24 protein-coding genes and 1 tRNA gene are annotated in these 20,921 nt (G+C 40.3%); 7 read left to right on the forward strand and 18 right to left on the reverse strand.

Annotated features, from left to right (window positions below):
- Positions 1–302: 302 nt before the first annotated feature.
- Both ACZ8ZH_RS10975 and ACZ8ZH_RS10980 read right to left on the reverse strand, forming a co-directional pair.
- Positions 303–1,172 carry a DMT family transporter gene (locus tag ACZ8ZH_RS10975; protein WP_119063635.1) on the reverse strand — a complete coding sequence of 290 codons (870 nt, stop codon included), beginning with the start codon at positions 1,170–1,172 and terminating at the stop codon, positions 303–305.
- Positions 1,173–1,299: 127 nt separating this feature from the next.
- Complete coding sequence (locus ACZ8ZH_RS10980; RefSeq protein WP_086210859.1) at positions 1,300–1,722, reverse strand: GFA family protein; 423 nt, start codon at positions 1,720–1,722, stop codon at positions 1,300–1,302.
- A gap of 340 nt (positions 1,723–2,062) precedes the next feature.
- Between ACZ8ZH_RS10980 and ACZ8ZH_RS10985 the strand changes: the two genes are divergently transcribed.
- Positions 2,063–2,500, forward strand: a complete 438-nt coding sequence (locus ACZ8ZH_RS10985; RefSeq protein ID WP_162900268.1) for a PaaI family thioesterase — start codon at positions 2,063–2,065, stop codon at positions 2,498–2,500.
- A gap of 58 nt (positions 2,501–2,558) precedes the next feature.
- Here ACZ8ZH_RS10985 and ACZ8ZH_RS10990 read toward each other — a convergent pair whose 3' ends face one another.
- Entirely contained in the window at positions 2,559–3,017 is a 459-nt protein-coding gene (locus ACZ8ZH_RS10990; protein WP_119063636.1) for a hypothetical protein, read from the reverse strand.
- A gap of 249 nt (positions 3,018–3,266) precedes the next feature.
- Between ACZ8ZH_RS10990 and ACZ8ZH_RS10995 the strand changes: the two genes are divergently transcribed.
- From ACZ8ZH_RS10995 to ACZ8ZH_RS11005, 3 genes are all read left to right on the forward strand, one after another.
- Positions 3,267–3,342 (forward strand) — tRNA-Asn (locus tag ACZ8ZH_RS10995).
- A gap of 227 nt (positions 3,343–3,569) precedes the next feature.
- The gene (locus ACZ8ZH_RS11000; protein ID WP_119063637.1) at positions 3,570–4,172 is read left to right on the forward strand and encodes a TetR/AcrR family transcriptional regulator; all 603 of its coding nucleotides are present in this window, start codon (positions 3,570–3,572) and stop codon (positions 4,170–4,172) included.
- 10 nt (positions 4,173–4,182) lie between these two features.
- Entirely contained in the window at positions 4,183–4,860 is a 678-nt protein-coding gene (locus tag ACZ8ZH_RS11005; protein ID WP_119063638.1) for a hypothetical protein, read from the forward strand.
- Positions 4,861–4,953: 93 nt separating this feature from the next.
- Here the strand turns inward: ACZ8ZH_RS11005 and ACZ8ZH_RS11010 are convergent, their stop codons facing one another.
- The 11 genes from ACZ8ZH_RS11010 to ACZ8ZH_RS11060 form a co-directional block, all read right to left on the reverse strand.
- Complete coding sequence (locus ACZ8ZH_RS11010) at positions 4,954–5,607, reverse strand: MiaE family protein (protein ID WP_086210854.1); 654 nt, start codon at positions 5,605–5,607, stop codon at positions 4,954–4,956.
- Between the two features lie 23 nt (positions 5,608–5,630).
- A complete protein-coding gene (gene pdxJ / locus ACZ8ZH_RS11015; RefSeq protein WP_004980400.1) occupies positions 5,631–6,356 on the reverse strand; it encodes a pyridoxine 5'-phosphate synthase in 726 nt (241 codons plus the stop codon).
- 13 nt (positions 6,357–6,369) lie between these two features.
- Complete coding sequence (gene recO / locus ACZ8ZH_RS11020; protein WP_086210852.1) at positions 6,370–7,080, reverse strand: DNA repair protein RecO; 711 nt, start codon at positions 7,078–7,080, stop codon at positions 6,370–6,372.
- A 10-nt stretch (positions 7,081–7,090) separates the two neighbouring features.
- Positions 7,091–7,288, reverse strand: coding sequence for an NF038104 family lipoprotein (locus ACZ8ZH_RS11025; RefSeq protein WP_110975701.1), 198 nt, complete (start codon positions 7,286–7,288; stop codon positions 7,091–7,093).
- 34 nt (positions 7,289–7,322) lie between these two features.
- Positions 7,323–8,351, reverse strand: a complete 1,029-nt coding sequence (gene era / locus ACZ8ZH_RS11030; RefSeq protein WP_086210850.1) for a GTPase Era — start codon at positions 8,349–8,351, stop codon at positions 7,323–7,325.
- Positions 8,352–8,357: 6 nt separating this feature from the next.
- Positions 8,358–9,050: a ribonuclease III gene (gene rnc, locus ACZ8ZH_RS11035; protein ID WP_086210849.1), complete on the reverse strand. Its 693-nt coding sequence runs from the start codon at positions 9,048–9,050 to the stop codon at positions 8,358–8,360.
- The gene (locus tag ACZ8ZH_RS11040) at positions 9,022–9,396 is read right to left on the reverse strand and encodes a DUF4845 domain-containing protein (protein WP_119063639.1); all 375 of its coding nucleotides are present in this window, start codon (positions 9,394–9,396) and stop codon (positions 9,022–9,024) included. The genes rnc and ACZ8ZH_RS11040 overlap by 29 nt, the downstream gene beginning before the upstream one ends.
- 24 nt (positions 9,397–9,420) lie before the next feature.
- The gene (lepB, locus tag ACZ8ZH_RS11045) at positions 9,421–10,248 is read right to left on the reverse strand and encodes a signal peptidase I (RefSeq protein WP_086210847.1); all 828 of its coding nucleotides are present in this window, start codon (positions 10,246–10,248) and stop codon (positions 9,421–9,423) included.
- A gap of 20 nt (positions 10,249–10,268) precedes the next feature.
- The gene (lepA, locus tag ACZ8ZH_RS11050; protein ID WP_086210846.1) at positions 10,269–12,086 is read right to left on the reverse strand and encodes a translation elongation factor 4; all 1,818 of its coding nucleotides are present in this window, start codon (positions 12,084–12,086) and stop codon (positions 10,269–10,271) included.
- A 126-nt stretch (positions 12,087–12,212) separates the two neighbouring features.
- On the reverse strand, positions 12,213–12,707 hold the full coding sequence (locus ACZ8ZH_RS11055; RefSeq protein WP_110975702.1) for an acyl-CoA thioesterase: 495 nt from the start codon (positions 12,705–12,707) through the stop codon (positions 12,213–12,215).
- 115 nt (positions 12,708–12,822) lie between these two features.
- Positions 12,823–14,202 (reverse strand): Do family serine endopeptidase, encoded by a 1,380-nt coding sequence (locus tag ACZ8ZH_RS11060; protein WP_110975709.1) that lies wholly within the window; start codon positions 14,200–14,202, stop codon positions 12,823–12,825.
- Positions 14,203–14,437: 235 nt separating this feature from the next.
- Here ACZ8ZH_RS11060 and nadB point away from each other — a divergent pair, with 235 nt between their 5' ends.
- The gene (gene nadB / locus ACZ8ZH_RS11065) at positions 14,438–16,069 is read left to right on the forward strand and encodes an L-aspartate oxidase (protein ID WP_119063640.1); all 1,632 of its coding nucleotides are present in this window, start codon (positions 14,438–14,440) and stop codon (positions 16,067–16,069) included.
- Positions 16,070–16,123: 54 nt separating this feature from the next.
- On the opposite strand, the gene ACZ8ZH_RS11070 is transcribed toward nadB, so the two are convergent.
- The 4 genes from ACZ8ZH_RS11070 to pabC form a co-directional block, all read right to left on the reverse strand.
- The gene (locus tag ACZ8ZH_RS11070; protein WP_119063641.1) at positions 16,124–16,540 is read right to left on the reverse strand and encodes a PaaI family thioesterase; all 417 of its coding nucleotides are present in this window, start codon (positions 16,538–16,540) and stop codon (positions 16,124–16,126) included.
- A gap of 89 nt (positions 16,541–16,629) precedes the next feature.
- The gene (gene tmk / locus ACZ8ZH_RS11075; RefSeq protein WP_086210842.1) at positions 16,630–17,229 is read right to left on the reverse strand and encodes a dTMP kinase; all 600 of its coding nucleotides are present in this window, start codon (positions 17,227–17,229) and stop codon (positions 16,630–16,632) included.
- The gene (mltG, locus tag ACZ8ZH_RS11080) at positions 17,230–18,285 is read right to left on the reverse strand and encodes an endolytic transglycosylase MltG (protein ID WP_119063642.1); all 1,056 of its coding nucleotides are present in this window, start codon (positions 18,283–18,285) and stop codon (positions 17,230–17,232) included.
- Position 18,286: 1 nt separating this feature from the next.
- A complete protein-coding gene (pabC, locus tag ACZ8ZH_RS11085) occupies positions 18,287–19,099 on the reverse strand; it encodes an aminodeoxychorismate lyase (protein WP_119063643.1) in 813 nt (270 codons plus the stop codon).
- A 164-nt stretch (positions 19,100–19,263) separates the two neighbouring features.
- Here pabC and ACZ8ZH_RS11090 point away from each other — a divergent pair, with 164 nt between their 5' ends.
- Together ACZ8ZH_RS11090 and ACZ8ZH_RS11095 are read left to right on the forward strand one after the other, a co-directional pair.
- Positions 19,264–20,274 (forward strand): sulfate ABC transporter substrate-binding protein, encoded by a 1,011-nt coding sequence (locus ACZ8ZH_RS11090; RefSeq protein ID WP_086210839.1) that lies wholly within the window; start codon positions 19,264–19,266, stop codon positions 20,272–20,274.
- 38 nt (positions 20,275–20,312) lie between these two features.
- Entirely contained in the window at positions 20,313–20,918 is a 606-nt protein-coding gene (locus ACZ8ZH_RS11095) for an RBBP9/YdeN family alpha/beta hydrolase (protein ID WP_086210838.1), read from the forward strand.
- The last annotated feature ends 3 nt before the right edge of the window (positions 20,919–20,921 follow it).

Raw genomic sequence — 20,921 nt, forward strand, 5'->3', positions numbered from 1 at the left:
AACTTAAAGAGAAAGGTACTTATATCTACGATATACCTTTTACTTTTGTATTTTTGTAGCACAATTAAGCAACATTTCATTTTTACTGAAACTGTATCTTGATATACAAGTTTCATGCCGAATATTTTTGTTTTATTTAATGACGCCGAACAAAATGAAAATATATCTAGCCTATTTACTAAAAATCAATTTAGTTCATTCCATTTTTACATGATATAAAATTAAAATAAGAACAACGACAAAACCTAGCCTCTATCTCAAAAGCTAAAGTCAAAATTAGTTATGGATGAATTGAAATTTACTTATGGACGTTCAGAACCGATTAAATCCGATTTATTTGAATTGGTGCGGTGAGACGATGCCGAAATCACCAAAGCAATCCCGACTAAAACAATCACTGCAGAAATGATAATTCTAAAGCTCAGTGCTTCACCTATAAACAATGCCCCACCCAGAATCGCTAAACACGGCACAGACAATTGCACACTACTGGCTGTCACACGGTCAATCTGCTTCACTATGGCATACCACAGCACATAAGCTCCACTCGATGCTAGACCGCCAGACAGCACTGCTAAAATTACACCTTGTGGCTTGATAAAAGTTTGCGTGAAAAATGCTAAATAAACCAGCAATACAAAAGGAATCGCCAGTACAAAATTTGCCAAGCTACTTGCTAGTGGGTTATGCATATTTTTACCTGCAATACTATACATCGCCCATCCCATACCTGAAAGTACCATCATCGTGGCATAGCCCAAATGAGGTGCTGAAGCCCCAGGCAACAACAAAATGAGCATACCTAAAAGTGCAATCGCTAAACCAAGACCACAACGCAGATTGATCTTTTCACCATGATACAATCCATAAGCGACCATACTGAGCTGAACCGTACCAAAGAGGAGCAGCGCTCCCACACCTGCATCAATATGCAAATAAGCAAGTGAAAAAGCAACGATGTATAAAGCGAGCAAGAATCCGTTTTTTATGTTCCATTCTATTTTCGCCTTATGTGTAGAAAACCTATAAAGTACCCATAATACTGCGGCACCACTACACACCCGAATCAGGCTAAAACTCATAGGATCAATCTGCTGATCAGCCAAAGCTAAACGACACAGTACAGAATTCGCAGCAAAGGCCAACATCGCTACACAAATTTTAAGCAGCATGTTTGAGCATCCTTATTCAACAGCTTACTTTAGATATATCTAATATAATTTATTAAATCTATAGTGATTTTCTCATTCAATTTATCAGGAATATTGATGTAAATTTCAAGCTCTATACAACCGACAACTATCTTTCTTTTTCATTTGGGGAAAATAAGGCAATAACATCTGCTTCCGTGAGCTGTTCTGTAGAATACTTAAATTGGTAAAAGTCAGGTTTGTTATCAATATAAATCTCCGTACTAAGCTTTAAGTCTTTCGGCTGCTCGTCCATAGCAAATACATTGATATTACAATAGCTCCCATCTTGAGTACGCCAAAAAAGTGACGTGCCACATTCGCTACAAAAACCACGCTCTCCCCATTCAGACGACTGAAACAGCTTTAAATATGATTGGTCTTGGAATGTTAAACTACTTGGTTCGACATCAATGCTCATGAGTACACCACTCGACTGTTGACGACACATCGAACAATGACAAGCATGTACATCATGATTTTTAAGCTCAGCTTGGAATTTGGTTTTACCGCATAAGCAAGATACATTCATTATTATTTCCTTGATTATTAAAATACGATATCAATCGACATCAAAATATTGTTTATTCCATATATAAATCAAAAGTATTCCGATGCCTAAAACTTATGCATTATTTTTGAAACAATTAGCTTCTTTAATTCACTGATTCATAAAGCTCGATAGACCATCATCTGCAAATTCAGGAATATAACGCCCCTGAAGCTCAACCATCTCTCTTAGCAATCTCAATATAAGGGATTTCTATAAGTTTTTTACTGATCAGCTCACAATCTAATATTGACCTAATGATTAAATTTTGATTAATTTCCTATTAAGTTCCAAAAAGGAACTTAATAATACAAAGGAAGCTATAATGAACCCTAAAGAAATGACTGGACTACAACTTCTACAAGCTATGTGTACTGGAAATATACCACCCGCGAGCATTAGTGAAACCATTCCCATGCAGCCTTATGAAGTGTCAGAAGGGAAAATTAGCTTTAAAGCAAAAGCGGATCATCGTCATTTAAATCCACTAGGTGGCGTGCATGGTGGATTTGCTGCAACAGTGCTCGACTCCGTTACAGGTTGTGCTGTACATAGCATGCTTGAAGCTGGCGTAGGTTATGGCACGATTGATCTGAATATTAAAATGTGTCGTCCAATTCCAAAAGATAAAGAGTTACTTGCTATTGGCAACGTCATTAACATCAGTAAAAACCTAGGCATTTCAGAAGGTCAAATTGTCGATGAAGATGGCAAACTATATGCACATGCCACTGCAACTTGTATGATTATTCGCCCATAACAACCAAAGGCACTGATAATTCAGTGCCTTTTTGCTCAATCAAATCAATCACTGTCTGCTAGATCGCTGTTTTAAAAGAACTGTTCGTATATGGTTTCTCAGCTTCAGGACGTTGTGCACCTTTAAAAATACAATAATACTTAAATGTACTATCCAAACTTACGTCTAAGCTTTTCCCTTCAGAGACAGACCACACTTTAGAGCGATTACTTCCAGACAATGCACTACCTGAGAGTTGGTATAGATATAAATCATGTTCACGTTGAAAGGACTTTTTAACACTACGCTCGGTCTGCACAGACAATAACTGACATGGACTGCTAATTAACCAGCGTTCACTAAACCAAAGCTGTAGTAAGTCACCTAAATACAAATCAGTGCGACCTACGGGCCAAACATCAATATACGCAGATTCTACAGCCGTATAATACTGTTCAGGGTCTGAAATGATCGAAAGATACTGGTTTTGATAATCAGAAAGATGATTGAAAAGATCGGAAATTGTCAGCGTATTCATTCGCTTTCTCCTGTTTAGCCATTTTAGTGCTGGCAAGTTGGTGATAAATCCACACTGTTTAAGTTTTAATTAAACGCTCTGTTGTTGAATTCAGACTATCAACGCCATTTCAACATTGCAAGTAATTCGGTACTTTTTTTTTGAAAATATTTTTTTTGTTCAAATTAGAAGCATCCGAAACAAAAATGACAGCAACATGACATTTTAGACTTGACCCACTATAAAATGTCCTTATAATCGCATGCAGATTCTCCAATAGCTCAGTCGGTAGAGCGACGGACTGTTAATCCGCAGGTCCCTGGTTCGAGCCCAGGTTGGAGAGCCAAATTCAAGAAAGCCCACGCAATATGACGTGGGCTTTTTTTTGCCCAAATATCAGCATCACCATACTTGCCTGATTATAAATTCAACTCTGCTGTCAGCTCCTTGCAAAAGCAATCTCTGTATTTTTTCCAATTTTGATCTAAATTTGTAACAGATCAAAAAACAAGCTTTCTAAATCCCAAAACATAATGTAACATGTGTTACATATAAAAATTAAGATAGCTAAGCATGAGCGACTTGCCTTTAAAGAAATACCGAAAGAAAAGCCAACAGGCCTTAGTCAGTGAACAAGACCGTTCAAATTCACAGGTCATTTATGAGGCTTTATTCGAGCTGTTGCTCAGTCAAGGCTATGCAAATATTTCCCTACAGCAACTATCAAAATTGACAGGGATTAGTCGCACAACACTGTACCGAAGATGGTCATCCCTTGATGATTTAATTGTGGATGCTATTGCAAAGAAAATCCAAGATTCCATTGAGATACCGCAAGAATTAGCACCAATAGATGCCTTTAAAATCATGTTGCAGCAACTTGCAATGTTTTTACAGTCCCCACTTGGTCACTCATTCTTGCAAGCATCATTAAACATTAAGGATGAAATCAGTATTCGTAAGCGTCAAGATTTATGGCATGCACGTTACCAACTCATTGCCCAAAGTTTTCAGAGATTACTCCCTGAAAACCAGCAACAACAAAATATTCATGACATCATCAGCATGACGCTAGGAAGTTTTTACTTTCAAATTTTTATTGAAAATAAAAAAGTTGATGATTCTTTTATTAATGCCGTTTTAAGAAACAGCTTAACCCTACTCCAATCTAGATAGGTGAATCATTATGTATGTCGGACATTTAGCCATTGGTTTAGCCATTAAATCAAAATTCCCAAAAGTTCCAACCCTTCCCATCATGCTCGGTGTTGGTTTTCTCGATATCATTGATGGTTTACTCATCATGTTCGGTCTAAATCATGTCACACCAAATCTGCAAGCAGGCCCCTACTTATTCTTTGATTTAACGTTTATTGACTGGGATCATTCCCTAGTTATGGCTGTGATCCTCTCTATCGTTTGGGCTTTATTTTTTAGGAAAGACAAACGTGTTGCGCTCATCGCAGGGTTCGCTTGTTTCTCGCATTGGCTTGCCGATTGGCCTATGCACAATATGGATTTAGCACTGTATCCATATTCTGCTGAGCACATGGGTTATGGCTTATGGGGAAAATGGGGTACTGGTTCATGGATTTTTGAGGGTCTGTTTAGCCTTGCACTCATTTTTTATGCATGGAGAAACTTTGGCAGAGAACATATTTCCATCTTATGGCCAACTGTCTTGTTGGTTATCAGCTTTTTTCAACTTTCTCCATGGCTATCGCCAATGAAACACGCAGCAACCCTACAAGAGCCTGCGGCCTCTCTCGTTCACGGTTTTCTAGTACTTTTAGGCTTTCTGGTTCCAGGTTTACTCATAACATGGCTAATCAATCGAGCTGAGAAAAAAAGCCTTAACTCATAAAAAATAAAAGCCCAATCTCACTAGATTGGGCTTTTATTTGCATCGTTCAGCATGACGTAAAACGAGAGATACACTTCAAAAACCAGTAAAAGACTAAGCCACTTTGACTGGTACACCACTATGGAAACGAAACAGATCATCAGAGGTACTAATCAGCTCTTTTTCAACGTTACGGATATGGTCAATACGCGCTTGAATATCCTCTTTCGGGTTTTTCAATTTACCCGTTTGTGCAACTTCTAAAGCCAAAGCCAAATAGTCTTCAAAATGACGGGATTCTGACTTTAATAAATAACGATAGTAACGGCCTAATTCTTCATCCACCATGGGTGCCAACGCATAGAAACGTTCACACGAACGCGCCTCGACAAAAGCACCAATGATTAAAATATCAATTAAAGCTTCAGGCTCATACGTTCGTACTTCTTTACGTAAACCACCCGCATAGCGACCTGCACTCAGATTGCTCCACTCTAGCCCACGCTTTTTCATAAATTCAAGCACTTGCTCGTAATGTAGCATTTCTTCACGAACCAATTGTGCAAGCTTGACTTGTAAATCGGTAAAGAAGCTATACCGAAACATCAGGTTCATCGCTGTGCCTGCTGCTTTTTTTTCACAATTCGCATGATCTTGCATCAGCACATCAAGATTATTGATAGCTTCATCCAACCAAGCTTTTGGTGTTTCACAACCCAAGAAACCAATGACGGGCTTCATGAGTTCATCATAATTGATATTCGACATATTTAAATCTTAAAACTTTAAAATTAACGTGCAGCTTTAATGACCGCTTTCATTTCACGCACCGCTTGTTCCAAACCGACAAAAATGGCATCCGCAATTAGGGAATGTCCGATGTTTAATTCGTGGATCTGTGGAATTTGCGCAATTGGAGTCACGTTTTCAAGGTTGAGTCCATGCCCAGCATTCACAACTAAGCCTTTAGATGCTGCATATTCGGCACCTTTGACAATACGTTCAAGCTCATGTTGCTGAGCTTCAGGTGTTTCAGCATCAGCATAAGCACCCGTATGAATCTCAATGGTTGGCGCACCACAAGCAACCGCTGCATCAATTTGCGCAAAGTCAGCATCAATAAACAAAGACACATCACAACCAATCTCAGACAGCGCTTGAGTCGCAGCTTTGACATCATCAAAATGGCCCACCACATCCAAGCCCCCTTCGGTCGTGACTTCTTGGCGTTTTTCAGGAACGAAACATACGTGATGCGGTTTAATTTCTTTGGCAAATGCAATCATTTCATCTGTCACTGCCAGTTCCAAATTCATACGTGTCTTTAGCGCTGGGCGCATACGACGTACGTCGTCATCTTGAATATGACGACGGTCTTCACGTAAATGCAAAGTTATCCCTTCCGCCCCTGCTTGCTCACAGATCAGTGCTGCATTGACTGGATCTGGATAAGACGTTCCACGCGCTTGTCGTAAAGTTGCCACGTGGTCAATATTTACACCAAGTAATGCAGCCATATTCATTTCCTAATTACGATTGAGTTTGAGTGTTCTGAATCCACAACTGACGACTTTTTAAGGGACGATCGCCTAACAACGAGCTAATCATTTGTCGATACAACTTGGTCAGTAATTGTAACTGTTCCAAACCAAAATCCCTACCCTTTTCATATTGGCACATGCTTAAAATTTGCTGTCCATTTAAGGTCGCTCGCGAGGCTTGCGCAGTAGGAATAAAGCCTTCATTCAACTGAAAAATATAGTTAAGCGAGGCTTGTATTTCGAGTTGATTGGCATCGGTCGAAAAATCTAAAGCATAGCCCAAATCTTCCAGCAGTTCGTGCTCAAACTGTCTTAGAATTTGTTTTAAAAATTGATTTGGATTGGCTTGCTGCGTCAATTGCTGTAACTGTGTTAGCGTATGTGCATATTGAGCAAAGCTTTGCTCCATTTGAACTTCAAGTGGACAGAGCCTGAGTAGAATTTCATTGAGATAAAAACCTGAAAAAAAAGCATCTCCAAAGAAAAAAATCGGCTGATTCACAATTTCAAGTTTTGTAAAATTTTTGAGCTCAGATTTACCCGAAGCCTGCAGACAGATCGGTTGGTATTGCGGTGGCGGGGTTTGTCTTAAAATACCATCAACCCGCCCATGCTCTTGGGTAAATAAATGCACAATATGACTACGTTCACGGTATTTCCTATGGTGAATTAAGTAACCATGCAGTACTTCATTGCGCATGAGAAATTAACTAATCTTTTTTATCTTTATCTTTCTTTTCACTGTCTTCATCATCCCCATCTGGGATAACAGCCCCAACCACTGCTGCGGTTCCTTTTACCACGCCTTTAGTGGTTTTATAAGCGATCTTTACAGGAACGGTGACGATTTTGTGGATACACCCTTGCAAAAATAACATACAAGCGATTACCGCAAACACTTTGACCATAACACCATTCCTATAAAATTCGTTTTACTTTAACTTAGATATCACTATAACCTAAGCTTTTTAATGCACGCTCATCATCAGACCAGCCGCCTTTAACTTTCACCCAAAGTGTCAGCATGATCTTCTGCTCAAACATTTTTTCCATGTCAACACGAGCATCCATCCCAATTTTCTTCAGCTTACTGCCTTTTTCACCAATCACAATGGCTTTTTGACCTGGACGATCGACAAAAATCGTTGCATCAATATAAGTACATGCTGGTTTTGGACGACCTGTTTTTTCATTCACTGTCGCCTCTTCCGTCTTAAATGACTCAATTTGTACAGTTAAATCATAAGGTAGTTCTTCACCCAACTGACGCATAATCTTTTCACGGATAATTTCCGATGCTAAGAAACGCTCAGAACGATCGGTTAATTGATCCAATGAATATAATGGTGGTTGGAAGGGTAAATATTTTTCAATCGTATCGCGCAAATGATCTAAGTTTGCACCACGAAGAGCAGAAACAGGAACAATCTCCGCAAAATTCATCAGTTTTGCGCGCTCTTGAATCAAAGGTAATGCATGATTTTTATTTTCAAGTGTATCAATTTTATTGATCACTAAAATGACAGGCATATCTGCGGTTTTAAGTTTTTCCAAAACTAGTTCATCGTTTTGAGTCCACTTGTCTGCATCCAAAACAAACAATACCAAGTTAACATCACGCAATGCAGAAGATGCAGCACGGTTCATCATTTTATTGATGGCGCGAACTTCTTTCTTATGCATCCCTGGCGTATCCACAAACACTGCTTGAGATTTTGAGCGCGAATCAATACCCACAATCTTATGACGTGTAGTTTGTGGTTTACGGGAAGTAATTGATAATTTCTGACCCAACAAATGGTTCATCAACGTAGATTTCCCTACGTTTGGACGACCAACAATTGCGACAAAGCCACTACGAAAATCTGAAGGAATTTCGGTACCTTGCGCACTAAAAAACTGGCTAATTAAATCATTACTGTCGCTTTGCGACTCGTGATCAGCATCAATGTGATCGGAAGAATTTGACATGGCAGATTACTGCTCCAATAGTTTTAAAATATCTGCCGCTGCAGCTTGTTCAGCAAAGCGACGACTTGTACCTTCACCTTTTACAACAGGCAATCCATCGACTTTACATTCCACTTTGAAATGTTGATTCGGTGCATCACCTTGAATATCGACCACATCATAAACTGGGAGAGCTTTTTTTCGTGCCTGTAGATATTCTTGTAAACGTGATTTTGGATCTTTAAGTTGATCGGTCGGCTCGATATGGTCTAAATACGGCTCATACCATTTTAGCACAATCGGCTCTAATACCGTTAAATCACTGCAATCCACATAGATTGCACCAATAATCGACTCAACCGTATCCGCAAGAATGGACTCACGATGATGTCCACCTGACTTTAACTCACCAGTGCTTAAAATGAGCGACTGACTGAGTTTTAAATCATTTGCAATTTTACCTAAAGCTTCCTGACGTACCAAAGTCGCACGCATACGCGTTAAGCGTCCTTCATTTTCAGTTGGGTAAGCTTTATAAAGATAATTTGCAATAATCATCCCTAACAAAGAATCGCCTAGAAACTCTAGGCGCTCATAGTTGTATTTGTGGCTCACCGATCGGTGGGTCAGTGCAAGCTGAAGTAATTCAGGTTGTTTAAACTGATAACCGATACGGCTCGCTAAGCGGGCTTCACTTAGCTTGGACTGAGCTTTGATCAAAACTTTTCTCGAACTTTAATACCAAATCTATATTCAGCAAGAAGGGCTTTCTTACTTCATACTCCTTTTTCACCTGCAACCCTTCGGTATTGGTGACCTGCATAATCTCTTTAATTTTTACATCTCGAATGTTATTCATTTCCAAACGCTGAGAAAGCTTACTTTCAAACTCGGCTGGCTGCATATTTTTCGGACTATTTTGAAATAGTTCCTCAATTTGGCTATTGATCATCCGATCATCAAAATATGGAGCCCATACCGCAATCGCCACTTTCGCCATAAATGCAAACCCCATGATTGCAAATAAAATGGCGATATAAGATGCCCCTTGTTGATTCTTACGCATTTTTTATTTTTCCGAAACGATATACTAGTCAATGCTACCGTTACGGTTAAATGACGGTAGCTTAAAGCCAGGTTCCTTATGCATCCAAATGTAGAATGCACGACCTGTCAGGTTCTGTTCAGGAACCATCCCCCAAAAGCGGCTGTCAGCACTTTGATCACGATTATCCCCCATCGCAAAGTACTCACCTTCTTTTACTTTCACTTCCCAATATAAACCATTTTCAGCAGAGTATTTACCATTTTCTACAAAGTTAATATATGGTGCTTGCCGTGCAACATTCACCCCTTCTAACTCACGCATGGTAAAGGTATGCTTGCCAATCGTTTCTTTGTGATAAATAGAGGTTGGTGTGTCCAAACTGTCTTTTTCACGACTAAACTGGACAGGAACTTTAGCCACTTTTTGACCATTAATACTTAATTGCCCATGATCAAAAACAATATGGTCCCCTGGAATACCCACTACACGTTTAATATAGCTGATTGTTGGTTGAGGTGGATAACGGAATACAATTACATCCCCACGCTCAGGCTCCCCAACATCAATCACTTTTTTATTCACAATTGGAAGGCGTACACCATAGTCAAATTTGTTGACCAAAATGAAATCACCTGTCTCTAATGTCGGCACCATTGAATCTGAAGGAATGTTAAAAGGTTCATAAAAGAATGAACGTAAGCATAGAACGATTGCGAGGACTGGCCAAAAATCATAAGCCCAAGTAATGACAAAATTTTCATTCCCCTTGCCTTTTGTCGCTCGCTGCTTGAATACGAACTTATCAAGCAACCACACCAAAAAGAATATGAGCGTGACAGGAACAAGTATTAAATTAAAATCAAAATCCATGGGCTTATCGTCCTACCTTATTATCTTTCTACTTTCAACACAGCCAAGAACGCTTCTTGTGGAATTTCTACACTTCCCACTTGCTTCATACGTTTCTTACCTTCTTTTTGCTTCGAGAGAAGTTTCTTCTTACGAGAAACATCGCCACCATAACATTTAGCCAAGACGTTTTTACGCATCGCTTTTACAGTGGAACGAGCAATAATTTGTGCACCAATTGCAGCTTGAATCGCGACATCAAACATTTGACGTGGAATCAAATCTTTCATTTTTTCAACCAGTGCGATACCACGGTGACGCGCATCTTGACGGTGACAAATCATGGCTAAGGCATCAACTTTTTCACCGTTAATTAGAACATCAACTTTGACCAATGATGAACTTTCAAAACGGACAAAGTTATAATCTAAGGATGCAAAACCACGTGAACACGACTTCAACTTATCAAAGAAGTCCATCACCACTTCCGCCATTGGAATTTCAAAGGTAATCGAAACTTGGTTCGCCATAAATTTCATGTCTTTTTGCACACCACGGCGCTCTACACACAGAGTCATGACATTACCCAAATACTCTTGCGGTACAAGGATATGGCACTCGGCAATCGGCTCGCGTAGATCTTCGACTGTTGAACCATCTGGCATTTTTGATGGGCTGTCGATATAAATCGTTTCACCATTCTTCATCACCGCTTCGTAAATCACTGTCGGTGCAGATGAAATGAGGTCTAAATCATACTCACGCTCTAAACGCTCTTGTACGATTTCCATGTGTAGCATGCCTAAGAAGCCACAACGGAAGCCAAAACCTAAAGCATCTGAGCTTTCAGGTTCAAAGAATAACGCAGAATCATTGATCTGGAGTTTATGCAAAGCTTCACGAAATGGTTCAAATTCACTTGAATCAATCGGGAACAAACCTGCATACACCTGTGGCTTCACTTTTTTAAAGCCTGGCAAAGTTTTAACTTCTGGTGTACTTGCAAGGGTAATCGTATCACCCACTGGCGCACCAAAAATGTCTTTAATCCCTGCAATAACGAAACCAACTTCACCCGCTTCAAGAATGTCTGTTTCAGTATGCTTAGGATTGAAAATACCCACAGAAGTAATAATGTGCGTTTGACCTGTTGATTTCATCAACATCTTGTCGCCCTTACGCACACGACCTTCTTTCACACGTACCAAAGAAACCACGCCCAAATAGTTATCAAACCAAGAGTCGATAATTAAAGCTTGTAATGGCGCATCACGATCACCTACTGGTGCAGGAATGACATTGACTAATGTTTCTAAAACGCTATCAATCCCAAGCCCTGTTTTCGCCGAACAGGTTGGCGCTTCCGTCGCTTCAATACCAATAATGTCTTCAATTTCTTGAATCACACGTTCAGGCTCAGCCTGTGGCAAATCAATTTTGTTGAGTACAGGAAGAACCTCAAGGCCTTGTTCAATAGCGGTATAACAGTTCGCAACCGACTGTGCTTCCACGCCTTGCGCTGCATCTACAACCAACAATGCACCTTCACAGGCAGCTAGTGAGCGTGACACTTCATATGAAAAATCGACGTGCCCTGGGGTATCAATAAAGTTCAATTGATACTCTTGCCCATTTGGATGGGTATAATACAAAGTAACCGACGCAGCCTTAATAGTAATACCGCGCTCACGCTCAAGCTCCATGGAGTCTAGTACTTGTGCTTGCATTTCACGATCTTGCAAACCACCACAGGTCTGAATAAAACGATCAGCAAGCGTCGACTTACCGTGGTCGATATGCGCAATAATCGAGAAGTTACGGATATTTTTAATATCAACAGATTTTTTAGCTTGCGCCATGGGCTACCTTGAACAAAATGAAGCGTTATGCAGACAAATTTCGATGCATAACAAAAGCCGAATAGAAATTGCGAAGGATTATAGCAGATGGTTTTTTCAAAGTATCCATAATAATACGCTTCCTTCTCACAACTCAGACGCTTTTTTACGTTTTTCGCTTCGCACTGAGCTTTTTGAATAATCCATTGAAAAATCTAGGGCATTCACATCTTTTGCAAGCGGTTGGTAAGCTTGGGTAAAACTGGGTGACATTCGTTTCGGGCGTCCCGTTTCAATTTCAACACATGCCCACTTGGTTTGTGCAACAAATAAAATACTATTGTCTTTAGGTCTATAAAACACATACTGGCGTGATGAATATAAAGCGTTTATATCGTCAAACCATGTCCGTAAGATGATTTCATCCGCTTCAAATGCAGCTTTTCGGTACTGCACATGATGCTCAACCGCAACCATGGCATGTTTTAATTCAATATATTCTTTTAAGCCCAAACCCAAAGCATCAATATGTGCTGTTGCAACATCCTGCATCCAATGCATATAAACCACATTATTCACATGGCCCAACTGGTCGATATGTTCTGCTTGTACCTGAAGGTTTAAATCAAAAATACTACTCATAAGAACTCTATCTAATCCCCATTTCCTCGAAGAATGTCGCAGTGTACGCCAATCAAAGACAGCATCAAATTGCAAAAAATAAAAAACCACTCTTACGAGTGGTTTTTACACTTATTTATTGGATACGCATACCCAAGATGGCTGGTGTACCTTGTCGAATGATTCCAACCCGAGCAACCTGACCTTTTTTCAAATCAGATACAGCCTGAACAAAATCATTAGTATCAGTAATCAACTTGTTATTAATACGAGTGACAACATCTCCAGCGGTCATACCTGCCTGTGCAGCTGCTCCACCACGCTTCACTTCTTGAATGAGAACACCACCTTTTAGCTTTAATTGAGATGATTCAACTGGCGATAAATTACGAATCGCCACACCTAGAACAGGTCCTTTTGCTTGTGCAGTTGCATCTGACTTTGCTGGTGTATCATCTGGTGCAGTGGTCAGTGTCGCTGAAATATTGCGCTTTTTATCGTCACGTAAAATCTCTAACTGTACCGTTTGATTTGGCATAGTACGGTTTAAATAATTCAATAATTCAGATGTTCTTGAAATCGGTGTTCCATTAAATTTTAAAATAATATCGCCTGCTTTTAACCCTGCTTTTTCTGCAGGTGAATTTGGCTGTACATTAGTAATCAGTGAACCTTCTGGTTTCGGTAAATTATAAGATTCAGCCAAATTGCGGTCTAAATCCTGTAAATTGAAACCTAAATAAGAACGTGTGACTTTACCTGTTTTTTTCAGTTGGTCAGCAATGTCCATGGCAACGTCTATAGGAATCGAAAAAGACAGTCCCATATACCCGCCCGTACCACTGAAAATACGTGAGTTCACCCCAACCACTTCACCCTGTTGATTAAACAATGGTCCACCTGAGTTCCCAGGGTTTAAAGCTACATCAGTTTGAATAAAGGGTACAGACGTTTCCCCCATCATATTACGCATCTTGGCACTGACAATACCTGCTGAGGCAGAGTAATCAAAACCAAAAGGAGAGCCAATCGCAAGCACAGGTTCGCCTACACGCAGTTGGTCAACATTACCAGCACGCAATGATGGAAAATTCGTACCATTCACCTTAAGTAAGGCCACATCGGTTCGTTCATCGCTACCCACCACGGTCGCATCCAGTTCACGGCGGTCATTAAACATAATGGTGACTTTCGATGCATCTTCTACAACGTGGTGGTTTGTCAGCAAGTAACCATCTTTACTAATAAAAAATGCGCTGCCATAAGCCGTTTTTTCTTGCGGTGCTTGCTGCTGTGGAATAATGACTTGATTGCCAAAGAAACGCTTTAAAATTTCAGGTATCTGCTGTTGCATTAACTCTTCTTGAGTCATTTTCTTTACAACATTGACACTGACTACCGCAGGGCTGACTTGCTCAACTAAATTTGAGAAATCAACAGGTGCTGCCTGTGTTTGTACGGCAGCCATTGTGCATGCAACAGCAAAAAAACCAGTGTGTATAGCGCGACTTTTCATATCAAGCATTGACCTATGTGTTTGTTATCAATTTATGTATTAGCGTTTTTAGCATAAAGTTTGTCTATCTTGGGTAATAATATGTTCTATTATGTTTGTATAAACAGATGCTTAAACTTTGCTTAAAAAACAAGTTCTTTATTTATATTTTCCATAATTTGAATAGATATTGCCCTTGCCTTTTTGTGAAAAAAGCGCTGTGATTAGCAAACTTTTTCCAAATTAGCTGACGGACATGTCTAATTTAAGCACAACGCATCATTTTGATGTGATTATTGTGGGAAGTGGCGGTGCAGGCCTGAGCTTAGCCTTATCGTTGCCTCAACATTTCAATATTGCTGTTCTTGCAAAATCAAACCTGACCGATGCAAGTACCTTCTATGCGCAAGGTGGCGTTGCTGCTGTTTTAGACGAAACGGATTCTATCGAACAGCACATTGATGACACCATGATTGCTGGTGCTCATCTTTGTGAGGTTGATGCCGTTAAACAAACAGTTGAAGGTGGCAAACCTTCTGTTGATTTTCTGCTGAAACATGGCGTGCAATTTACCCTTGATGATCAAGAACAATTGCACCTGACCCGTGAGGGTGGGCATTCACAGCGCCGTATTATTCATGCTGCCGATGCTACAGGCCGTGCCATTTCAACAACCTTAGTTGAACGTGCAATTGAAAAAGACAACATCACTATTTTTGAAAATTATATTGCGATTGATTTAATCACCTCTCAAAAATTAGGCTTAGAAGAACAGAATAATCGGGCTCTCGGTCTTTATGTACTGGATGAAAAGACTGAAAAAGTCCATACATTTTTAGCACCTTTCACTGCTTTAGCCTGTGGCGGGGCAATGAAAGCTTACTTGTATACTTCAAACCCTGACATTGCAACGGGTGACGGTATTGCCATGGCTTTTCGAGCAGGCTGCCGCGTGGCCAATATGGAATTTAACCAATTCCACCCAACCTGCCTTTATCATCCACAAGCACGCTCTTTTCTGATTACTGAAGCGATGCGCGGTGAAGGTGCTTATCTGCGTCTACCCGATGGTGAACGCTTTATGTTGCGCTTTGATGAGCGCGCTGAACTTGCACCCCGCGACATTGTGGCACGTGCCATTGACTATGAAATCAAACGCTTAGGTATTCGTCATGTCTGGCTCGACATTAGTCATAAACCCGAAAGTTTCATTAAAGAACACTTTCCGACCTTGTATGCACGTTTGCTCGAACTTGGCATCGACATTACCCAGGAAATGATTCCTGTAGTTCCTGCTGCGCACTATACCTGTGGCGGTGTCGTGGTTGATGAACATAGTCAAACTGACATTCAAGGTTTATATGCGATTGGTGAAACATCATATACAGGTTTGCATGGTGCTAACCGTATGGCGAGCAACTCACTCTTAGAATGTTTTGTGTATGGTATGAGTGCTGCGGAACACATCGAGAAAAGTTTTGATTCAAATTACCAATCTCCAACGGCTCCAGCTTGGGACGATTCCCAAGTGACAAATCCTGATGAAGATGTGGTGATTTTGCAAAACTGGGATGAACTGCGTCAGACCATGTGGAACTATGTCGGCATTGTCCGCACCACAAAACGTCTTGAACGCGCACTCCACCGTATTGAAATGTTGAAGCGGGAAATTACCGAGTATTACCAAGATTATCAAGTTAGTAAGAACTTAATTGAGCTGCGGAATTTGGTTTTAGTCTCTGAAATGATCGTGCGCTGTGCTATGGAACGCAAAGAATCTCGTGGTTTACACTACACTTTAGATTACCCTGAGCTATCAAATGAACTGCGTAAAACGGTACTTACTCCGCCCAACTTCGAAGTTGAAACACCTTTAGTGAACAGTTAAATTTAACCCCTAATAAAAGCCTGACTATCAGGCTTTTATTTTAAAATTATTATCTTAGGATTTTGGCGGAATAGAATATGTGCCCACCACATGTGCAATCGGCTCATCCTTCCCGACAGAATATAACCACACATCACCAACCACCAGCGCTTTGCCTACTTTCATCAGTTTACACTCACCACGTATATTTGCTGAAGCAACAGGTTTACTGAGAAAATTAATCGAAAAATTAGTGGTCACAGCTAAACCGACTATCCCAATCTCTCCTAAAATAGCAATATACAACGCATAGTCAGCAAGGGTCATCATAGTTGGGCCTGAAACCGTACCGCCTGGTCGCAAGTCGCGGTCATCAACTTGATAGAGCACAGTTGCAGCACGCTCAGTGACTGACTCAATACAACATTTTTCTAAACTTTGTGGAAATTCCTTTTCTAAAAAAGCCACAATTTCGGTTAAGTTACTTTTCATTTTCCCTGCTATTTACAATCCTTTGTGACTGACTATAAAAGAAAAATTCATTTCACTACAATCCCGAAATGGAAATTTCAGGATAGTTTTTAGTTTAAATATTGCAACGCTTGTGCAAAAACCTGCTCTGGTGACTGGGTCGCATCCAAGCGTTTGACCCGCTCAGGATACTGCTCCCAGAGCTGCTGATAACCTGCCCGTACTTTTTCAAAAAAAGTGACTTTTTCTTGTTCAAAGCGGTCTAAAGCCCCACGTTCACGTGCGCGCGACATACCTGTTTCAATCGGTGCATCGAGCCAAAATGTAATATTTGGCATATGACTCACAAAGTGATCATTCAAGAGTTGCAACTTCGACTGGCTTAAACCGCGTCCTGCACATTGGTAAGCAAAGCTCGCATCGGTAAAGCGGTCGCATAGTACTGTTTTTTGTTCAGTCAATGCAGGAACAATCACTTGCTGTAAATGCTGTGCACGTGCTGCATACATTAACAATAGTTCCGTGTCATTTGACATCGACTCTTCATGATTAACAGAGAGTAACAAGGCACGGATTTGCTCAGCCATCGGTGTACCGCCTGGTTCACGGGTTAAAACAACCTGTTGGCCTTGTTGCTCTAGATGCTCATAAATTTTGCGAATCAGTGTGGTTTTACCGACACCTTCTGTGCCCTCAAAACTAATAAACATCTATTCACCTTTCTTGGTTTTTAAAACGCTGAGATATTCTTGTACAGCTTGATTATGCTGCTCCAAAGTCTCACTAAATGTGTGACCACCATTGCCCGTTGCAACAAAGTAGATGTTTTTGCTGTTGTCTGGATGCATGGTGGCTTCAATGGCTTTTTTACTTGGTAAAGCAATTGGCGTTGGCGGTAAGCCATTGATGGTATAAGTATTATAAGCGGTTGGCGTACGTAAGTCTTGGCGGCTAATATTGCCTGTATACTTATCCCCCATACCATAAATCACGGTTGGGTCCGTTTGCAAACGCATACCAAGTTGAAGGCGACGCGCAAACACACCTGACACTTGCTCCAGTTCACGGTCAACATTGGTTTCTTTTTCAATGATAGAGGCCATGATCAAGGCTTCGTATTTGTCTTTATACGGCAAATTTGCCGCACGGTTTGCCCACGCTTCATCTAAAGTTTTCATTTGGCGTTTGTATAAATCCGTTAAGATTTTTTTGTCCGACTCACCTTTAGCAAAAAAGTAAGTATCTGGCGCAAACAGTCCTTCTGCATGGTCATAAGGAATGTCTAAAGCTTTTAAAAGCTGATCCATGGGCAAATTAGACACTTCTTTTTTGACGAGAGCATCTTTTTTTAACGCTTCGACCAGTTGTTTAAAAGTCGTGCCTTCTATTACCAATATACGGTTCATTTGCGCATTATCGACATTGGAAATCATATCCAAAACTTGGCGAATACTCATACCTTCATGTACTTCATAAACGCCCGCTTTCAGCGTGTCATGAATAAAAATCTTTTGATAGAGCTTTAAAATAATCGGAAAATTTGCAATATCATCTTTGGCCAAACGGTCGATAAAACCAGAATAGGTATCGCCTGAATTAATGGCCAGTAATTGCTTTTTGCCTTCAATCGGATAGGACTTAAATAAACTTGACCACAGTACAACCATTACTAAAACAAGGATGCTTACAGCAATCAATAACAAAGCTTTGATTTTACGTTTGGGCGGTTGTATTTTCTTTTTCGATTTGGTTTTGGCTGCGGACATACTAGTGCATCTGATTAAGTTGAAGACGATAAAACAAATCTATACATGGTTGAGCATCTAAATGCTGATGGTTCAAACTTTTGGCTATTTTCATAGGGCTCAAGGCATTGCAAAAAAATACACTTTGAAAGTGTGGAATTTCTTCCATATCCACCATTCTCAGCTCACAGGCAATACCTTGCTGTTGCATACGCGCCAATATTTCTGCGCGCATAACGCCATGCACGCCATTATAACGAAGTTCAGGACTAATCCACCGATCATTTATCAGAATGAAACAATTACTGCTCACACCTTCAACAACAGAACCTTGTACATCGGTCACCAATGCTTCCAACCAGCCTTGCTGCTCTGCCTCACGCTTGAGTAAAACTTGCTCTAAACGATTCAAACTCTTCACACCAACCAACTGTGGCATATTCAAGCCCATCGCAAGTTGCAGCACTCCTGAATCAATTTCACTGTATGTCAACGCTTCTAATGCTTGCGGATAAAAAAAGACCCAAACATCCGCAGGCTGTGTTGGCAAACTATAACCTCGTTGCCCTTCACCCCGACTGACCACAATTTTCATAGTGCCATTTAAATTTACATGGTCTTGTTTGAAAAGTTCGATGGTTTGTTGAATATAAGATAAGTCTGCTGACAACAGCAAACGCTCACAGCCCAAATGCAAACGAGCTATATGCAATGACTCTAATTCAATCACACCATTACAAACTCTTGCCGTAGTAAAACATCCATCACCATAATGAAATGCACGGTCTAATAATTCTATTTGTTTGACTTTTTCTGCATTTTTATAGCATTGCATATCTATTTGCCTTGAAACAATGATCCGCCTTAGTTTAATGAATTCAGCGCAGAACCTCTTTTCATTTTTATTCATATAAAATTCGTTTTTTATTATTTTTTTAGCAATAAGACTCGCAGTATTCTTGGCTCATATTTAAAAACGCTTAAAATTTGAGGTCTCACATGAGCTTATCGAAGTTAAAAATCGGGGTACTAGCAACGCTAGTTTCAGTTACATCTTTTGGCGCAGTCGCAAAAGATTTTCTAAATGTCTCGTATGATCCAACACGTGAGTTGTATGAAAATGTCAATAAACAGTTTGGGGCATATTGGAAGCAGCGTACTGGACAAGACATCAACTTTAAACAATCCCACGGTGGTTCAGGTAAACAGGCGCGTTCAGTCATTGATGGTTTAGGTGCAGATGTCGTAACACTTGCACTTGCAGCGGACATTGACGTGATTGCTGAAAAAGCAAAACTCTTACCAACCAACTGGCAAAAGAAGCTTCCAAATAACTCGACCCCGTATACATCAACAATTGTATTCCTCGTACGTAAGGGTAACCCTAAAGGTATTAAGGACTGGGGTGATTTGGTTAAACCTGATGTTGCGATTATCACACCAAACCCAAAAACTTCTGGTGGCGCACGTTGGAACTATTTAGCCGCTTGGGCTTGGGCAAAGCATCAACCTGCGGGCAATGATGCCAAGGCACAAGAATTCGTGCGTAAAATTTATAAAAATACCAAAGTACTTGACTCAGGTGCACGTGGTGCAACCACAACTTTTGCTGAACGTGGCATTGGAGACGTCTTACTCGCATGGGAAAACGAAGCTCATTTAGCACTTCGTGAACAACCAGGTAAGTTTGAAATTGTGACTCCATCACTGTCTATCTTGGCTGAACCACCTGTTGCTATTGTTGAAAAGAATGCAGAAAAAGACGGCAATCTGAACTTAGCCAAAGCATATTTGAACTATTTATATTCGCCAGCGGGTCAAGAAATTGCAGCAAAAAACTTCTATCGCCCACGTAATGCAAGCGTCTTGAAAAAATATGCAACCACATTCAAACCGTTGAAATTGGTGACCATTGATAAAGAATTTGGTGGTTGGACCAAAGTACAAAAACAACACTTTGAAAATGGTGGTGTGTACGACCAAATCGTGAAAGCAAATACTGCAAAATAAGCAACGAATCAAGTAAACATCTGTAAGGGAGCATCGACATGATTCATACTGTAATTGTACCGGGCGTGGGTGGAAGTGAACATGACCACTGGCAATCATGGTTACAACGTCAGCTCAAGTCGTGCTCTCGTGTACAGCAACAGGATTGGAATAAACCTGTACTCCATGAATGGATTGAACAATTTGTCAAAACAGTGCAGTCCGTTTCAGAACCCATCCAAATTGTGGCGCATAGCTTTGGATGCTTAACCACAGTTGCGGCATTAGCTCAGCATCCAGAACTGAATCAGAAAGTTAAAAATCTTGTTTTAGTTGCACCAGCTAATCCCGCACGCTTTGGGGATTTAGGTTTTGCACGTGATAGTCAAAATGACTATCAGCAATACTTTCACCACCTTAAAATTCAAGTTCCGACACAAATGATCATTAGTGAAAATGATCCTTGGTTAGGTTTTGAAGATGCAATGCAACTTTCTAAAGCTTGGAAAATTAAACCTAAAAATTTAGGTCAAGTTGGGCATATCAATGTTGCATCAGGTTTTGGTCCATTTCCTGAAATTTATGATTTTTTGATTTCAGAAAATGTACTAAAAAATGTCGATTTCCGCAATGAAAGCAATTATTTATTTAAATTTGCTATTTAAACA

It is taken from the genome of Acinetobacter sp. SW-226 (genome assembly GCF_055632855.1).

What these genes read in the sequence shown, in the direction of transcription:
- ACZ8ZH_RS11025 (WP_110975701.1), bottom strand. Translation starts at nt 7,288, where the DNA reads ATGGTCAAAGTGTTTGCGGTAATCGCTTGTATGTTATTTTTGCAAGGG.
- ACZ8ZH_RS11055 (WP_110975702.1), bottom strand. Translation starts at nt 12,707, where the DNA reads ATGAGTAGTATTTTTGATTTAAACCTTCAGGTACAAGCAGAACATATC.
- ACZ8ZH_RS11040 (WP_119063639.1), bottom strand. Translation starts at nt 9,396, where the DNA reads ATGCGTAAGAATCAACAAGGGGCATCTTATATCGCCATTTTATTTGCA.
- ACZ8ZH_RS10980 (WP_086210859.1), bottom strand. Translation starts at nt 1,722, where the DNA reads ATGAATGTATCTTGCTTATGCGGTAAAACCAAATTCCAAGCTGAGCTT.
- lepA (WP_086210846.1), bottom strand. Translation starts at nt 12,086, where the DNA reads ATGGCGCAAGCTAAAAAATCTGTTGATATTAAAAATATCCGTAACTTC.
- ACZ8ZH_RS11060 (WP_110975709.1), bottom strand. Translation starts at nt 14,202, where the DNA reads ATGAAAAGTCGCGCTATACACACTGGTTTTTTTGCTGTTGCATGCACA.
- lepB (WP_086210847.1), bottom strand. Translation starts at nt 10,248, where the DNA reads ATGGATTTTGATTTTAATTTAATACTTGTTCCTGTCACGCTCATATTC.
- mltG (WP_119063642.1), bottom strand. Translation starts at nt 18,285, where the DNA reads ATGTCCGCAGCCAAAACCAAATCGAAAAAGAAAATACAACCGCCCAAA.
- ACZ8ZH_RS10975 (WP_119063635.1), bottom strand. Translation starts at nt 1,172, where the DNA reads ATGCTGCTTAAAATTTGTGTAGCGATGTTGGCCTTTGCTGCGAATTCT.
- pdxJ (WP_004980400.1), bottom strand. Translation starts at nt 6,356, where the DNA reads ATGGCTGCATTACTTGGTGTAAATATTGACCACGTGGCAACTTTACGA.
- era (WP_086210850.1), bottom strand. Translation starts at nt 8,351, where the DNA reads ATGTCAAATTCTTCCGATCACATTGATGCTGATCACGAGTCGCAAAGC.
- ACZ8ZH_RS11005 (WP_119063638.1), top strand. Translation starts at nt 4,183, where the DNA reads ATGTATGTCGGACATTTAGCCATTGGTTTAGCCATTAAATCAAAATTC.
- ACZ8ZH_RS11070 (WP_119063641.1), bottom strand. Translation starts at nt 16,540, where the DNA reads ATGAAAAGTAACTTAACCGAAATTGTGGCTTTTTTAGAAAAGGAATTT.
- nadB (WP_119063640.1), top strand. Translation starts at nt 14,438, where the DNA reads ATGTCTAATTTAAGCACAACGCATCATTTTGATGTGATTATTGTGGGA.
- ACZ8ZH_RS11095 (WP_086210838.1), top strand. Translation starts at nt 20,313, where the DNA reads ATGATTCATACTGTAATTGTACCGGGCGTGGGTGGAAGTGAACATGAC.
- recO (WP_086210852.1), bottom strand. Translation starts at nt 7,080, where the DNA reads ATGCGCAATGAAGTACTGCATGGTTACTTAATTCACCATAGGAAATAC.
- ACZ8ZH_RS10990 (WP_119063636.1), bottom strand. Translation starts at nt 3,017, where the DNA reads ATGAATACGCTGACAATTTCCGATCTTTTCAATCATCTTTCTGATTAT.
- tmk (WP_086210842.1), bottom strand. Translation starts at nt 17,229, where the DNA reads ATGTTTATTAGTTTTGAGGGCACAGAAGGTGTCGGTAAAACCACACTG.
- ACZ8ZH_RS11000 (WP_119063637.1), top strand. Translation starts at nt 3,570, where the DNA reads ATGAGCGACTTGCCTTTAAAGAAATACCGAAAGAAAAGCCAACAGGCC.
- ACZ8ZH_RS11090 (WP_086210839.1), top strand. Translation starts at nt 19,264, where the DNA reads ATGAGCTTATCGAAGTTAAAAATCGGGGTACTAGCAACGCTAGTTTCA.
- ACZ8ZH_RS11010 (WP_086210854.1), bottom strand. Translation starts at nt 5,607, where the DNA reads ATGTCGAATATCAATTATGATGAACTCATGAAGCCCGTCATTGGTTTC.
- pabC (WP_119063643.1), bottom strand. Translation starts at nt 19,099, where the DNA reads ATGCAATGCTATAAAAATGCAGAAAAAGTCAAACAAATAGAATTATTA.